Here is a 14315-nt window from a genome sequence, read left to right on the forward strand (position 1 = left end):
CGGCCGCCGCCGCGGCGTCGAGCACGCCCCGCGGGGCCGGGCCGCCGCCGAGCAACACCGCGTCCAATTCCGCGAGGGCGGCCGCGGCCCCCGGGTCGGTCAGCGCCTTGGCCAGCTGCGCGGCGACCAGCGACGTGTACCGCCGGCCGGGCCCCAATCGCGCTGTCGCGCCGGGCAATTCGCCGATATCGAAGCCCTTGGAGGGGTTTGTGACGTCCAGCTCGACGGGGGTCGAGCCGGCGAGCGCGCTGCGCACCAGCACCTGCAGGCCGGCGATGTGATGCGGCGGCAGCGCCAGCAGCCAGCTGCCCGGCCCGCCGAGGCGGTCATGGGTGGCCGTCGCGCTGGCCGTCAGCGCGGCCGCGCTCAGCAGCGCCCCCTTGGGGGTGCCCGTGGTGCCCGACGTCGTCACCACCACGGCCACGTCGTCGTCGATCGGTTCCCCGACCCGCAGCCCCGCCGCCAGCGCGTCGGAGCCCGGGGCGAGGGCGACCAGCGCGGGGTCGCGGCCGTCCAGCACCCGTTCCAGGGCGGGCAGCAGCGACGAGACGGCCGCACCCGGGGGAACGGTGAGGGCGCGCAGTACGGCTATGCGGGGTCCTCGACCTCGTCCGCGTCGTCGAACGGCCAGCCCTGGGCCGCCAACCGGAGCCGCACCCGCTCGACGTCCTCGGGCGTCGGCAACTCGTCGGTGATCTGGGTGATCAGCACCCCGATGTCGACGTCGTCGAACTCGCCGCGCCGGATCAGCTCGCAGGCCACCTCTTTGACCTCGTCGTTGGACAGCCGGCGGGCCAACAGCGCGAGCACCGGGAAGGTGTCCGTCGGCGGGACGCCTTCGGGGTATCCCGCGCGCAGCCACGAGACGATCGAGTTGAGAAATCCGTTCACGCTGGTACAGCTCCCCCCGGTGTCCGGCTCCGTAACGCGGTGAGCATCAGTCGATGCTACTTCGGCGTGGCTCCCAGGAAAGCGGTGCCGGTGTGGTGGGCGATGAAGTCCCTGGAGATGTACAGCAGGGCGAAGGCGATCACCACCAGTACCACCGCATAGATCAGCCAGGCGAGCGCGAGCAGCGCCGGGTTCTTCTGCTGCGAGCCGCCCTGCCCGGCGCCTACCGCGTGGAATCGCAGCCCCAGGGCGAACAGCCCCGGCAACGCGGCCCCGGCCAGCATGGAGAAGAGCAGGATCTTGAGGGATGCCTGGTAGTTGAACCAGTCGCTGAAGTGACTCATCAAGCGTTCGCCTTCATCGTCGGGTCGTCGGAGTCGTACCGGCCAGGCGCGCCGCTGCCGTTCGTCGGGTGCACGTCCGACGGCGGCAGGTGCTCGGCGGCGTCCTGAAGCCCTGCCGTCAGGTCGCCCTTCCATTCGGCGTTGACGTTCTTGTGGTCGACCTTGACCTTGCGCGACCGGATGTAGATGGTGGCCGAGACGGCGACCAGCAGCCCGAAGCCGACGATGACCCCGGGGTATCCGCCGATCAGGTGCACGATCCAGTAGGTGACCGCGCCGACCACTCCCGCCAGCGGGAGCGTCACCAGCCAGGCGACGGCCATGCGGCCGGCCACGCCCCAGCGCACCTCGCCGCCGGGCTTGCCCAGCCCGCTGCCCAGCACCGAGCCCGTGCAGACCTGCGTCGTCGACAGCGCGTAGCCGAAGTGGGTGGACAGCAGGATAACCGCGGCCGAGGACGACTCGGCCGCCATGCCTTGGGGCGACTGGATCTCCACCAGCCCCTTGCCCAGGGTGCGGATGATGCGCCAGCCGCCCAGGTAGGTGCCCGCCGCCATGGACAGCGCGCACGCAACGATGACCCATAGGGGCGGCATGGCGGCGTTCCGGCTGATCGAGCCGTATGACATCAGCGCCAGAAAGATGATGCCCATCGTCTTCTGCGCGTCGCCGGTCCCGTGCGCCAGCGAGACCAGCGACGCCGAGCCCCACTGGCCGTAACGGAACCCGGATTCGGTGTGTTTGATCGGGATGCCGCGGGTGATCCGGTACACGAGCCAGGTCGCGATCGCCCCGACGGCGATGGCCAGGATCGCAGCGACCACCGCCGGGATGAGTACGTGGGACACCAGGCCCTTCCAGATCACCCCGTGTCCACCGACGGCGGCGATCGTGGCGCCGACGATGCCGCCGATCAGCGCGTGCGACGAGCTGGACGGGATGCCGAAGAGCCAAGTCAGCAGGTTCCACACGATGCCGCCGACCAGGCCGGCGAACACCAGCTCCAGTGTCACGATGTGCCCGTCGATGAGGCCCTTGGCGATGGTGGCGGCGACGGCGGTCGACATGAACGCACCCACCAGGTTCAGCACCGCGGACAGCGCGACCGCCACCTTGGGCTTGAGCGCGCCGCTGGCGATGGAGGTGGCCATCGCGTTGCCGGTGTCATGGAAGCCGTTCGTGAAATCGAAAGCGAGTGCCGTGATTACGACAATGCTGAGGAGGAACAATTGGATGTTCACAGCGCCTGATTCTCGTGGTTGGGAGATTCGATTGTCGAACGGTGGGAAAGGCGAAATACGGGTGTATTTTGAGTCGTCGCCAGATGTTACCTCTCAGTTAACCGGAATTTCCCTGCCGTTCACTTCGGGTGTCGCGGCGTAGCGGGTGCTCCGGCGGTATCTGCACGAAGATCAGCGTGATCCCGTCGGGGTCGGTCACGTGCATCTCGTGCAAGCCCCACGGTTCCCGGCGCGCCTCGCGGGCGATCGGGACGCCGCGGCCCCGCAGCTCGGCCTGCGTCGCCTCAATGTCGCGGACCTGTAGCCACAGCGCGCCGGGGAAGGGGCCCCGGGAGTGGTCCGGAGAGCCGTAGCCCGCCAGCTCCAGCAGCGACTGGCCGGCGAAAAAGACTGTGCCGCCGCCGTATTCGCGGAATATCGCGAGCCCGATCTGGTCCCGATAGAAGCTCAACGACCGCTGATAGTCCGCCGGCCGGAACAGCACCCGGCTGGCGAGGATCTCCATAGCGTCGTGTCTATCACACGCGCCGGCTCAGCTGCCGTTTTCACGGTTGGGCTGGATGCTTTGTCGCTGCATGATCGCGTTGACGAAGCGGGGCCCGAAGGTGTCCAGCGCCTTGGCGGCGATCGCCATCCGCGGCGCGATCCGCACCGGCCGGGTGCGGGCGGCGGTCAGCATCCATTCGGCGGCCTCCTCCGAGGTGAGCGCCGGCATGCCCTCGTAGGCCTTCGTCGGCGCGATCATCGGTGTGGCCACCAGCGGGTAGTACAGCGTCGTCGAGTGCACGCCCTGGTGGCCCCACTCGGTCTCCACCACCCGGCTCACCGCCGACAGCGCCGCCTTCGACGCGTTGTAGACCGCGAACAGCGGCGACGCCTCGGAGAGCACGCCCCAGGTGGAGACGTTGATGATGTGGCCGTCGCCGCGCTCGAGCATTTTGGGCGCCAGGCCGCGGATCAGCCGCAGCGGTGCGTAGTAGTTGAGCACCATGGTGCGTTCGACGTCGTGCCAGCGCTCGAGCGACTCGGCCAGCGGCCGGCGGATGGAGCGGCCGGCGTTGTTGATCAGGATGTCCACCCCGCCGAGCCGCTTCTCGGCGTCGGCGACCAGCGCGTCGACGGCGCCCATGTCGGAGACGTCGCAGGGCATGGACAGCGCGGTGCCGCCCGCCGCGGTGATCCGCTGCGCCAGCGCGTCCAGCAGTTCCTGCCGCCGGGCCACGACCGCGACCGTCGCGCCCTCGCGGGCCAGTAGTTCGGCCGCCGCCTCGCCGATGCCCGAGGACGCCCCGGTGAGCAGCACCCGCTTGCCGGCGAGGTCGACCGGCTTGATCGCGGGCCGGTTGACCAGCACCTGGGGGGCCATCGGGGGGCGCATGGTGGCCAGGACGAGCTGATCGGTCAAACGGCGCAGGGGACTCTTGCTCACGTGGGGAGTCTAGGGCGGCGCGGCGGCGCCGAGCGTCACGCCAGCGTGACGCCGGGCGCCGAGCGCCACGCCAGCGTGACGCTCGGGCGCCAGCAGCGCCCCGGCGCTCAGAAGTAGCGGGGGAACCGGCTCCAGTCCGGCGGCCGCTTCTCCAGGAAGGCGTCGCGCCCCTCGACGGCCTCGTCGGTCATGTACGCCAGCCGGGTGGCCTCGCCGGCGAACAGCTGCTGGCCCACCAGCCCGTCGTCGAGCAGGTTGAAGGCGAACTTGAGCATGCGTTGCGCCTGCGGGGATTTGGCGTTGATCTCGGCGGCCCACTGGATCGCCTCGGCCTCCAGGTCGACGTGGCCGACGACCGCGTTGACCGCGCCCATGTGGTGCATCTGCTCGGCGGTGTAGGTGCGGCCCAGGAAGAAGATCTCGCGGGCGAACTTCTGGCCCACCTGGCGCGCCAGGTACGCGCTGCCGTAGCCGCCGTCGAAGCTGCCGACGTCGGCGTCGGTCTGCTTGAACCGGGCGTGCTCGCGGCTGGCCAGGGTGAGGTCGCAGACCACGTGCAGGCTGTGCCCGCCGCCCGCGGCCCACCCGTTCACCAGGCAGATGACCACCTTGGGCATGAACCGGATCAACCGCTGAACCTCGAGGATGTGCAGCCGGCCGGCGCGGGCGGGGTCGACGGTCTCGGCGGTGTCCCCGCTGGCGTACTGGTAGCCGGAGCGCCCGCGGACGCGCTGGTCACCGCCGGAGCAGAACGCCCAGCCGCCGTCCTTGGGCGAGGGGCCGTTGCCGGTCAGCAGCACCACGCCGATGTCGGGGGACATCCGCGCGTGGTCGAGCACCCGGTAGAGCTCGTCGACGGTGTGCGGCCGGAAGGCGTTGCGCACCTCGGGCCGGTCGAACGCCACCCGGACCGTGGCGTCGGTGATGTGGCGGTGGTAGGTGATGTCGGTCAGGTCGTCGAACCCGGCCACCGGCCGCCAGGCCTGTGCGTCAAAGGGATTGTCGGTCAAAATGTTTGAACTCCTATACCGGGTCGAGCCGGAACACCGCGCAGCGGCCGGCCAGGGCCTCGAACTCCTCCGGGCGGCCCTCGGTGACGAATCCCGCCCGCTTCATGAAGCCGACGCCCGTCGGCACCTCGGTGGGGAACAGCCGCAGGATCGGTCGCGCGTCGTCGGCGGACAGCTCGGCCATCCGCACCCGCCGCACGTGGCGGCCGCGCGCGATCGTCGCCGCACCGGCGGCCCGCGCGTTGGCCACCCAGTCGGCGCCGGGAGACCCGGCGACGACGTACTGTCGGCCGTCGACCGTCATCGGGGTCACCGGTGTCGAGCGCGGCGCGCCGGACTTGCGGCCGGTCACCGTCAGCACGACGGGGCTCTCGCCGCCGAAACTCATTCCCAGCCGCGACATCTGGATGAAGACCTTGTTGGCCGGTTTCAGCCACCACGGCGGCTTGATCGGCTTGCCGCTTCCCATAGGCAGCGACGTTACCTCTGGAAGGGTTCGACCCCGTGCGGCTGGGGCTCCGTCGTGCCGGCGGCGTCCAGCCTTTCCAGCGCGGCGGCGCTCAGCGTGACGTCCCCCGCGGCGACGTTCTCCTGCAGGTGTGCGACCGACCGCGTCCCCGGGATCAGCAACGTGTTGGGCGTGTGGCCCAGCAGCCAGGCCAGGCCGACCTGGGCGCCCGTCACGCCGAGATCGCCGGCGATCTCGGCCACCGCCGGATGGTCGGCGACCTTGGGGAAACCGGGGAACGACGATCCCAGCGGGAAGTAGGGCACCCACGCGATGCCTTCGGCCGCGCAGACGCGCAGCGTCTCCTCCTGCGACCGGTCGAGCAGGCTGTAGGCGTTCTGCACGCAGGCGATCCCCGCGGGCAACGCCCGGCGCAACACGTCCAACGGCACGGCGCTGATGCCGATCGCGCCGATCTTGCCCTCGTCGCGCAGCGCGATCATCTCCGCGAGCTGGTCGTCGACGTCGACGACCTGGTCGCCCTCGGCGGCCACGCCGGGCCCGAGGTCCATGCGCCGCAGGTTGACCACCGGCACGCAGTCCAGGCCGAGCTGGCGCAGATCGTCCTCCACCGCGGCGCGCAGTTCGGCGGGCCGTTGCGCCGCGGCCAGGGGGATCGGCTGCTCGCCGGTGTAGCGCGCGCCGACCTTGCTGACGATCACGAGGTCTTCGGGGTACGGCGCGAGCGCGGCGCGGACCCGGCGGTTCACCTCCCCGGGGCCGTAGAAGGACGCGGTGTCGATGTGGTTGATGCCGAGCTCGACCGCGCGGCGCAGCACCGCCGTCGCTTCGTCCGGTGTGGCCTCGAACAGCTGCATCGCGCCGTAGCCCACGCGGGCGACCGTCGACGCGCCGATGGTGCCGAGGCCGCCGGGCCGTGGTTGGTCGGTCATGGTGCTCCTTCGTGTCACACTGGAGAAAATGCGGAGGGCCCTCCGCTTATCCGGAGCGTAGCAGAAACGGAGGACCCTCCGCTTTGGCCGAGATTCGATCCGACGCGCGCCGGAACCGCGAGAAGCTGCTCGAGGTGGCGACGGCGGCGTTCTCCCAGGGCAGGTCCGTGTCGCTGGAGTCGATCGCGCGCGACGCCGGCGTCGGAATCGGCACGCTCTACCGCCACTTCCCGAATCGAGAGGCGCTGGTCGAGGCGATCTACCGCACCGAGCTCGACGAAGTGGCTGCGACGGCCGAACGGCTGCTCAAGCGCCACCCGCCCAGGGAGGCCCTGCGCCGCTGGATGGATCGCTACGCCTCATTCGTGGCCGCCAAGCGCGGCATGGCGGAGTCGCTGCAGGCGATCTTCGCCTCCGGCGCCATGCAGGCCGGCCAGACCCGCGACAGCATCGTCGGCGCCGTCGACCTGCTGCTGCGGGCCGGCGCCGACGACGGCAGCCTGCGCCCGGACGTCCAGGCCGACGACGTGGTGTCCAGCCTGATCGGCATCTTTTTGGCCAGCGGCTCGCCGGAGCAAACGGCTCGCATGCTCGACCTGCTGGTGGCGGGGGTGACTGGGCGCTAACGAGCGCCGAGCGCTAACGACCTCTCACCGAGCGTCACGCCAGCGTGGCCGTCGCCACCGAGCGTCACGCCAGCGTGACGCCCGAGCGCCGAAACTCAGCCGACCGCCCGGCCGGCGCCCTCCCAGAACTGCGCGCGCACGGCCTTCTTGTCGGGCTTGCCCAGCGCGGTCACCGGCACCGAGTCGACGACGATCACCTGCTTGGGCGATTGCACCGAGCCCTTGCGCTCCTTGACCGCGGCCTGGATCTCGACGGTCACCCGCGTCACCGCCTCGTCGTCGGAGGGGTGGTCGGGCCGCAGCACGATCACCGCGGTGACGGCCTCACCCCACTTCTCGTCCGGCGTGCCGATCACGCACACCTGCGCGACGGCCGGGTGCTCGGCGACGACGTCCTCGACCTCGCGCGGGAACACGTTGAACCCGCCCGTAACGATCATGTCCTTGACCCGGTCGACGATGAACCAGAAGCCGTCCTCGTCCTCGCGGGCCATGTCGCCGGTGTGCAGCCAGCCGCCGGAGAACGTCTTGGCCGTCTCCTCCGGCAGGTTCCAGTACCCGCCGCTCAGCAGCGGTCCGGACACGCAGATCTCGCCGACTTCGCCCTGCGGCACCGGGTTGCCGTCGGCGTCCAGCAGCGCGGTGCGGGCGAACAGCGTGGGCCGCCCGCACGAGGTGAGCCGCTTCTCGTCGTGGTCCTTCTTGGCCAGGTACGAAATCACCATCGGCGCCTCGGACTGCCCGTAGTACTGGGCGAAGATCGGACCGAAGCGGCGGATGGCCTCGGCCAGCCGCACCGGGTTCATCGCCGAGGCACCGTAGTAGACCGTCTCCAGCGAGGACAGGTCGCGGGTGTGCGAATCGGGGTGGTCCATCAACGCGTAGATCATCGACGGCACCAGCATGGTCGCGGTGATCTTCTGCTCCTCGATCACCCGCAGCACCTCGGCCGGGTCGAACTTGGTCAAGACCACCAGCTCGCCGCCCTTGATGATCGTCGGCACGAAGAACGCCGCCCCGGCATGCGACAGCGGGGTGCACATCAAAAAGCGCGGGTTCTCCGGCCACTCCCACTCGGCGAGCTGGATCGTGGTCATCGTGGTGATCGACTGCGCGGTGCCCAGCACCCCCTTGGGCTTGCCGGTGGTGCCGCCGGTGTACGCCATCCCGCCGATGTGGTCGGGCGGAAGTTCGGCCGCCACCAACGGTTTCGGCGAATACTTCGCGGCCTCGGCGACCAGGTCCACCGCGGAGGCGCCCAGCGCTTCGGGGACCGGGCCGATGGTCAGGACCTGCTTGAGGCCCGGCACCTTCTCCAGCAGGCCCAGCGCCCGCTCGACGAACATCGGGTTGGGGTCGATGATCAGCGACGTGACGCCGGCGTCGCCCAGCACGTAGGCGTGGTCGTCCAGGGAGCCCAGCGGGTGCAGCGCCACCCGCCGGTAACCCTGCGTCTGGCCGGCGCCGATGATCATCAGCACCTCGGGCCGGTTCAGCGACAGCAGCCCGACGGTCGCGCCGGTGCCCGCGCCCAGCGCCTCGAACGCCTGGATGTACTGGCTGATGCGCTCGGCGAGCTGACCACCGGTCAGCGTGGTGTCGCCCAGATGCAGCACCGGCTTGTCCTTGTTGCGCTTGAGCGCACCGACGGTCAGGTGTCCGGAATGAATGGGATGGCGCAGCAGCTCGTCACTCATGTTGGCAAGACTAGAACGTGTTGCAATTCGGGTCAGCCGGGCCCTCCGTGACACCGGACCACTAGCATCCCTGCTCATGGCCGCCGCAGATCTCGTCATCACCGGAACCGTGCTGACCGTCGACGAGAAGCGGCCCACCGCCGAGGCGCTCGCCGTCGCCGACGGGCGGATCGTCGCCGTCGGCAGCCGGTCGGACGTCGAGGCGTACGTCGGCCCCGGCACCCACACCATCGACGTCGGTGACGGCTGCGTGATGCCGGGATTCGTTGAGGCGCACGGTCATCCGCTGATGGAGGCGCTCGCGCTCTCGGACCGCATCGTCGACATCCGGCCAGTCACCATCCGGGAGGCCGACGACGTCGTCGCCGCGGTCCGCCGCGAGGTCGCCGCCAGGGGAGCGGCCGGCGCCTACCTCAACGGCTGGGATCCGCTGCTGCAGGACGGCCTGCCCCAGCCGACGCTGGCCTGGCTCGACGAGATCGCCCCGGGCGGGCCGCTGGTCATCATCCACAACTCCGGGCACAAGGCCTACTTCAACTCGCACGCGGCCGAGCGCGCCGGCCTGACCCGTGACACCCCGGATCCCAAGGGCGCCCGGTTCGGCCGCGACGCGCGCGGCGACCTGGACGGCACCGCCGAGGAAACGGGCGCGGTGTTCCCGTTGCTGGCCGGGGCCATCGCGCCCGCCGACTACCCGGCGATGCTGCTGGCCGAATGCGCCCGGCTGAACCGCGCCGGCCTGACCACCTGCTCGGAGATGGCCTTCGACCCGGCGTTCGGGCCGGCGGTCTCCCGACTGAGCGGCGAGCTGACGGTCCGGCTGCGCACCTACGAGATCTCCAACCCGCGGATGCGCACCGACGCCACCCCCGGCCAGGGCGACGACATGCTCCGTCAGGTCGGCATCAAGATCTGGGTGGACGGCTCCCCGTGGGTCGGCAACATCGACCTGTCCTTCCCCTACCTGGACACCGCCGCCACCCGCGCCATCGGCGTGACTCCCGGATCCTGCGGATGCGCCAACTACACCCGCGAGCAGCTGACCGAGATCGTCGAGGCCTACCTCCCGCTGGGCTGGCAGATGGCCTGCCACGTGCAGGGCGACGCCGGGGTGGACACCATCCTGGACGTCTACGAGGAAGCGTTGCGCCGCCATCCGCGCGACGATCACCGGTTGCGGCTCGAGCACGTCGGCGCCATCCGGCCCGAGCAGCTGCAGCGGGCCGCCGGCCTCGGGGTCACCTGCAGCATCTTCGTCGACCAGATCCACTACTGGGGCGACATCATCGTCGACGGGCTGTTCGGTCCCGAGCGTGGATCCCGTTGGATGCCAGCGGGTTCCGCGGTGGCCACCGGCATGCGCATCTCGCTGCACAACGACCCGCCGGTCACGCCCGAGGAGCCGCTGCGCAACATCAGCGTCGCCGTGACGCGGACGGCGCCCAGCGGCCGGGTGCTGGCACCCGAGGAGCGGCTGACGGTCGAGCAGGCGATCCGCGCGCAGACCATCGACGCGGCCTGGCAGCTGTTCGCCGACGACGTGATCGGCTCGCTGGAGGTCGGCAAGTACGCCGACCTGGTGGTGCTCTCGGCCGACCCGCGGACCGTGCCGCCCGAGCGGATCGCCGACCTGGAGGTGCGCGCGACGTATCTGGCGGGCCGCCGGGTCTACGGCCGGTGAGGCCTCCCCTCGACGAGCTGCTCGACCGCCTGCACGTGGTCGCGCTGCCGATGCGGGTGCGGTTCCGCGGCATCACCACCCGCGAGGTCGCCCTCATCGAGGGCCCCGCGGGCTGGGGCGAGTTCGGCGCCTTCCTGGAATACGCGCCGCCCGAGGCGGCGCACTGGCTGGCGTCGGCGATCGAGGCCGCCTACCGCGAGCCGCCGCCGCCGCGGCGCGACCGCATCCCGATCAACGCCACCGTGCCGGCCGTCCCCGCCGCCGCCGTCCCCGAGGTGCTGGCCCGGTTCCCCGGGGCGCGCACGGCCAAGGTGAAGGTCGCCGAGCCCGGCCAGACGCTGGCCGACGACGTCGACCGCGTCAACGCCGTGCGCGAGCTCGTGCCGACCGTGCGGGTGGACGCCAACGGCGGCTGGAGCGTCGAGCAGGCGGCGCGGGCGGCCGCCGCCCTGACCGCCGACGGCCCGCTGGAGTACCTCGAACAACCGTGCGCGACCGTCGACGAATTGTCGGCCCTGCGCCGCCGACCGGACATGCGACGCGTGCCGATCGCCGCCGACGAGAGCATCCGCAAGGCCGACGACCCGCTGGCCGTGGTCCGCGCCCGCGCCGCCGACATCGCCGTGCTGAAAGTCGCGCCGCTGGGCGGCATTTCGGCCATGCTGTCGATCGCCGCCCAGATCGACATCCCCGTGGTGGTCTCCAGCGCCATCGATTCCGCGGTGGGCATCGCCGCGGGGCTGGCCGCCGCCGCGGCGCTGCCGGTGCTGCGGCACGCGTGCGGGCTGGGCACCGGCGGGCTGTTCGTCGAGGACGTCGCCGACGTCGCCGCGCCCGTCGACGGCGCCCTGGCGGTCGGGCCCGTCACGCCCGATCCGGCGCGGTTGCGGACCCTGGCCGCGCCCCCGGAGCGGCGCCGGTGGTGGATCGACCGGGTCACGGCCTGCCACGCGCTCCTTGTACCGTCGACCGAGTGATCAACCTGGCTTACGACGACCGCGGCTCCGGCGAGCCGGTCGTGTTCATCAGCGGCCACGGCGGAGCCGGCCGGACCTGGCACCCCTATCAGGTCCCCGCGTTCCTGGAGGCCGGCTACCGCGTCATCACCTTCGACAACCGCGGGATCGGCGCCACCGAGAACGCCCAGGGATTCACCACGCAGACCATGGTCGCCGACACCGCGGCGCTGATCGAGGGCCTGAACGCCGCGCCCGCCCGCATCGTCGGGATGTCGATGGGGGCGTTCATCGCCCAGGAACTCATGCTCGCGCGGCCCGAACTCGTCAGCTCCGCGGTGCTGATGGGCACCCGGGGCCGCATGGACAAGACCCGCGAGTTCTTCCGCGACGCCGAGGCCGAGCTGGCCGACGCCGGTGTCCAGGTGCCGAGCTCGTACGAGGCGAAAATCCGCTTGCTGGAAAACTTTTCGCACAAGACGCTCAACGACGACGTCGCGGTGGCGGACTGGATCGCGATGTTTTCCATGTGGCCGGTCAAGTCCACGCCGGGGACGCGGTGCCAGCTGGATATCGCCCCCTACACCAATCGGCTGCCGGCCTATCGCAGCATCGCGACGCCGGTCCTGGTGATCGGCTTCTCCGACGACGTGCTGACGCCCCCCTACCTGGGGCGTGAGGTCGCCGACGCGCTGCCCAACGGCCGCTACGTGCAGATCCCCGACGCCGGCCACCTCGGGTTCTTCGAGCGCCCGGACGCCGTCAACGAGGCGGTGCTGAAGTTCTTCGCCGGCAACTGAGACCGGCAACCCGACGTCGGGCGCCCGGCTCGCGGGTTGTGACAGGCTGTAGTGGTGAACCCCTCGACGACACAGGCGCGCGTCGTCGTTGACGAGCTGATTCGCGGCGGCGTCCGCGACGTGGTGCTGTGCCCCGGCTCGCGAAACGCGCCGCTCGCGTTCGCGCTGGCCGACGCCGACAGCGCCGGCCGCATCCGGTTGCACGTCCGCATCGACGAGCGCACCGCCGGCTACCTGGCCATCGGGCTGGCGATCGCCGCGGGCGCCCCGGTGTGCGTCGCGATGACGTCGGGGACCGCCGTGGCCAACCTCGGCCCGGCCGTGGTGGAGGCGAACTACGCGCGGGTGCCGCTGATCGTGTTGTCGGCCAACCGGCCCTACGAAATGCTGGGCACCGGGGCCAACCAGACCATGGAGCAGCTGGGGTACTTCGGCACCCAGGTGCGCGCCGCCATCAGCCTCGGCCTGGCGGAGGACGCCCCCGAACGGCTGGACGCCCTCAACGCCACCTGGCGCTCGGCGACGTGTCGAGTCCTGGTGGCCGCCACGGGGTCTCGCGCCGCCAACGCCGGCCCCGTGCAGTTCGACATCCCGCTGCGCGAACCGCTGGTGCCGGATCCCGAGCCCCGCGGCGCCGCGATCCCGCCGGGCCGGCCGGGGGGACGGCCGTGGACCTACACGCCGCCGGTCACGTTCGACCAGCCGCTGGACATCGACGTGACGCCCGACACGGTCGTCATCGCCGGTCACGGCGCCGGCGCGCACCCCAACCTCGCGGAGTTGCCGACCGTCGCCGAGCCGACGGCACCGGCCCCCGGCAACCCCTTGCACCCGCTGGCCCTGCCGCTGCTGCGCCCCAAGCAGGTGATCATGCTCGGCCGCCCGACCCTGCACCGGCCGGTGTCCGCGCTGCTGGCCGACCCCAAGGTGCCGGTGTACGCGCTGACCACCGGACCGCGCTGGCCGGACGTCTCGGGCAACTCACAGGCGACCGGCACCCGGGCGGTCACCACCGGGACCCCGAACCCCGCCTGGCTGACGCGCTGCGCGGAGATCAACCGGCACGCGAACGACGCGGTGCGCGGTCAACTCGAGGCCCACCCGCTCACCACCGGTCTGCACGTCGCGGCGGCCGTGGCCGACGCGCTGCGCCCGGGGGACCAGCTGGTGCTCGGCGCGTCCAACCCCGTCCGCGACGCGGCGCTGGTCGGCCTGGACACCCACGGCATCCGGGTCCGCTCCAACCGCGGGGTCGCGGGCATCGACGGCACCGTCTCCACCGCGATCGGGGCCGCTTTGGCGCATGAGGGGGCCCACGACGGCCGCACCGTCGCGCTGATCGGCGACCTGACGTTCGTCCACGACAGCTCCGGGCTGCTGATCGGCCCCACCGAGCCGACCCCGCGCCGGCTGACCATCGTGGTCTCCAACGACAACGGCGGCGGCATCTTCGAACTGCTCGAGCAGGGCGACCCGCGGTTCTCCGACGTGTCCTCGCGGATCTTCGGGACGCCGCACGACGTCGACGTCGGCGCGCTGTGCCGCGCCTATCACGTGGAGAGCCGCCAGATCGAGGTCGACCAGCTCAGCGCGGCCCTCGACGAACCGGCGGCCGGCATGCGGGTGCTGGAGGTCAAGGCGGACCGGTCCTCGCTGCGGCAACTGCATGCCGCCATCAAGGCGGCCCTGTGAGCGGCTCGTGAACCGCGCGAAAAGGCTGCTGCACATCCTGATTCACGGTCGCAGCGACCGGCCGCCGAACACCCCGTCGCGGATTGCGTTGCGCTGGGCCCGGATCGCGGTGTTGATCGTGACCGGCTTGGTCACGCTGCAGTCGGTGCTGTTGGTCGCCGGCGCCTGGCGCGACGACCTGGCGATCGGACACAACATGGGGGTGGCGCAGGCGGAGGTGCTCAGCGCCGGGCAGCGGCGCTCCACCATCGAATTCGTCACACCCGAGCGCGTCACGTACCGTCCGGAGCTCGGCGTGTTGTATCCGTCACATCTGGCGACGGGGATGCGGATCTACGTCGAGTACAACAAGAACGATCCCAATCTGGTTCGCGTGCAGCATCGCAATGCCGGGCTGGCCATCATCCCGGCGGGGTCGATCGCGGTGGTGTGCTGGCTGGTCGCGGCGGCGCTGCTGGTCGGCCTGGCGCTGCTGGACAAGCTGCTGGACCGGCGCGCGGAGGGGTCCGACCAGCAGATTTCGCACGACGTATGCCCTTAGGCAACC

General features: G+C 71.2%; 16 protein-coding genes. 6 read left to right on the top strand and 10 right to left on the bottom strand.

All coding sequences use genetic code 11. From position 1 onward, the window contains the following. The 9 genes from HMPREF0591_RS06685 to HMPREF0591_RS06725 form a co-directional block, all read right to left on the bottom strand. Window positions 1-520, bottom strand: a 520-nt coding sequence (locus tag HMPREF0591_RS06685; RefSeq protein WP_007167702.1) for an AMP-binding protein, incomplete at its 3' end; no start/stop codon positions are given. A 68-nt stretch (window positions 521-588) separates the two neighbouring features. Continuing rightward, window positions 589-891, bottom strand: a complete 303-nt coding sequence (locus tag HMPREF0591_RS06690; RefSeq protein WP_007167703.1) for a DUF3349 domain-containing protein — start codon at window positions 889-891, stop codon at window positions 589-591. A gap of 56 nt (window positions 892-947) precedes the next feature. Next, complete coding sequence (locus tag HMPREF0591_RS06695) at window positions 948-1235, bottom strand: hypothetical protein (RefSeq protein ID WP_007167704.1); 288 nt, start codon at window positions 1233-1235, stop codon at window positions 948-950. Further along, on the bottom strand, window positions 1235-2476 hold the full coding sequence (locus HMPREF0591_RS06700) for an inorganic phosphate transporter (protein ID WP_007167705.1): 1242 nt from the start codon (window positions 2474-2476) through the stop codon (window positions 1235-1237). Before HMPREF0591_RS06700 ends, HMPREF0591_RS06695 begins: the two co-directional genes overlap by 1 nt. Before the next feature lie 97 nt (window positions 2477-2573). Further along, a complete protein-coding gene (locus HMPREF0591_RS06705) occupies window positions 2574-2981 on the bottom strand; it encodes a VOC family protein (RefSeq protein ID WP_007167706.1) in 408 nt (135 codons plus the stop codon). Between the two features lie 27 nt (window positions 2982-3008). Then, a complete protein-coding gene (locus HMPREF0591_RS06710; RefSeq protein WP_040621298.1) occupies window positions 3009-3905 on the bottom strand; it encodes an SDR family oxidoreductase in 897 nt (298 codons plus the stop codon). Between the two features lie 107 nt (window positions 3906-4012). Beyond that, window positions 4013-4915: a 1,4-dihydroxy-2-naphthoyl-CoA synthase gene (locus tag HMPREF0591_RS06715; protein WP_007167708.1), complete on the bottom strand. Its 903-nt coding sequence runs from the start codon at window positions 4913-4915 to the stop codon at window positions 4013-4015. A 13-nt stretch (window positions 4916-4928) separates the two neighbouring features. Further along, window positions 4929-5384 carry a nitroreductase family deazaflavin-dependent oxidoreductase gene (locus HMPREF0591_RS06720; RefSeq protein WP_007167709.1) on the bottom strand — a complete coding sequence of 152 codons (456 nt, stop codon included), beginning with the start codon at window positions 5382-5384 and terminating at the stop codon, window positions 4929-4931. A gap of 11 nt (window positions 5385-5395) precedes the next feature. Then, window positions 5396-6316, bottom strand: coding sequence for an aldo/keto reductase (locus HMPREF0591_RS06725; RefSeq protein WP_007167710.1), 921 nt, complete (start codon window positions 6314-6316; stop codon window positions 5396-5398). Window positions 6317-6399: 83 nt separating this feature from the next. Between HMPREF0591_RS06725 and HMPREF0591_RS06730 the strand changes: the two genes are divergently transcribed. Continuing rightward, on the top strand, window positions 6400-6942 hold the full coding sequence (locus HMPREF0591_RS06730; protein ID WP_007167711.1) for a TetR/AcrR family transcriptional regulator: 543 nt from the start codon (window positions 6400-6402) through the stop codon (window positions 6940-6942). Window positions 6943-7037: 95 nt separating this feature from the next. Here the strand turns inward: HMPREF0591_RS06730 and fadD8 are convergent, their stop codons facing one another. Further along, window positions 7038-8639, bottom strand: coding sequence for a fatty-acid--CoA ligase FadD8 (gene fadD8 / locus HMPREF0591_RS06735; RefSeq protein WP_007167712.1), 1602 nt, complete (start codon window positions 8637-8639; stop codon window positions 7038-7040). 76 nt (window positions 8640-8715) lie between these two features. On the opposite strand from fadD8, the gene HMPREF0591_RS06740 reads away from it, so the two are divergent. From HMPREF0591_RS06740 to HMPREF0591_RS06760, 5 genes are read left to right on the top strand one after another with little or no spacing between them, the layout of a single operon-like run. Further along, window positions 8716-10320, top strand: a complete 1605-nt coding sequence (locus tag HMPREF0591_RS06740; RefSeq protein ID WP_007167713.1) for an amidohydrolase — start codon at window positions 8716-8718, stop codon at window positions 10318-10320. Continuing rightward, window positions 10317-11297 (top strand): o-succinylbenzoate synthase, encoded by a 981-nt coding sequence (locus tag HMPREF0591_RS06745; RefSeq protein ID WP_007167714.1) that lies wholly within the window; start codon window positions 10317-10319, stop codon window positions 11295-11297. The genes HMPREF0591_RS06740 and HMPREF0591_RS06745 overlap by 4 nt, the downstream gene beginning before the upstream one ends. Then, window positions 11294-12076, top strand: a complete 783-nt coding sequence (locus tag HMPREF0591_RS06750; protein WP_007167715.1) for an alpha/beta fold hydrolase — start codon at window positions 11294-11296, stop codon at window positions 12074-12076. Before HMPREF0591_RS06745 ends, HMPREF0591_RS06750 begins: the two co-directional genes overlap by 4 nt. A gap of 54 nt (window positions 12077-12130) precedes the next feature. Further along, window positions 12131-13768, top strand: a complete 1638-nt coding sequence (gene menD, locus HMPREF0591_RS06755) for a 2-succinyl-5-enolpyruvyl-6-hydroxy-3-cyclohexene-1-carboxylic-acid synthase (protein WP_040621973.1) — start codon at window positions 12131-12133, stop codon at window positions 13766-13768. Continuing rightward, entirely contained in the window at window positions 13743-14309 is a 567-nt protein-coding gene (locus HMPREF0591_RS06760; protein ID WP_050789982.1) for a DUF3592 domain-containing protein, read from the top strand. The genes menD and HMPREF0591_RS06760 overlap by 26 nt, the downstream gene beginning before the upstream one ends. Window positions 14310-14315 lie beyond the last annotated feature (6 nt).

The sequence above is a fragment of the Mycobacterium parascrofulaceum ATCC BAA-614 genome (assembly GCF_000164135.1).
Classification (GTDB): Bacteria; Actinomycetota; Actinomycetes; order Mycobacteriales; family Mycobacteriaceae; genus Mycobacterium; species Mycobacterium parascrofulaceum.

Excerpts from the sequence above, each read along its gene's own strand:
- HMPREF0591_RS06695 (WP_007167704.1), bottom strand. The coding sequence starts at position 1,235 with ATGAGTCACTTCAGCGACTGGTTCAACTACCAGGCATCCCTCAAGATC.
- HMPREF0591_RS06705 (WP_007167706.1), bottom strand. The coding sequence starts at position 2,981 with ATGGAGATCCTCGCCAGCCGGGTGCTGTTCCGGCCGGCGGACTATCAG.
- HMPREF0591_RS06720 (WP_007167709.1), bottom strand. The coding sequence starts at position 5,384 with ATGGGAAGCGGCAAGCCGATCAAGCCGCCGTGGTGGCTGAAACCGGCC.
- HMPREF0591_RS06725 (WP_007167710.1), bottom strand. The coding sequence starts at position 6,316 with ATGACCGACCAACCACGGCCCGGCGGCCTCGGCACCATCGGCGCGTCG.
- fadD8 (WP_007167712.1), bottom strand. The coding sequence starts at position 8,639 with ATGAGTGACGAGCTGCTGCGCCATCCCATTCATTCCGGACACCTGACC.
- HMPREF0591_RS06740 (WP_007167713.1), top strand. The coding sequence starts at position 8,716 with ATGGCCGCCGCAGATCTCGTCATCACCGGAACCGTGCTGACCGTCGAC.
- HMPREF0591_RS06760 (WP_050789982.1), top strand. The coding sequence starts at position 13,743 with ATGCCGCCATCAAGGCGGCCCTGTGAGCGGCTCGTGAACCGCGCGAAA.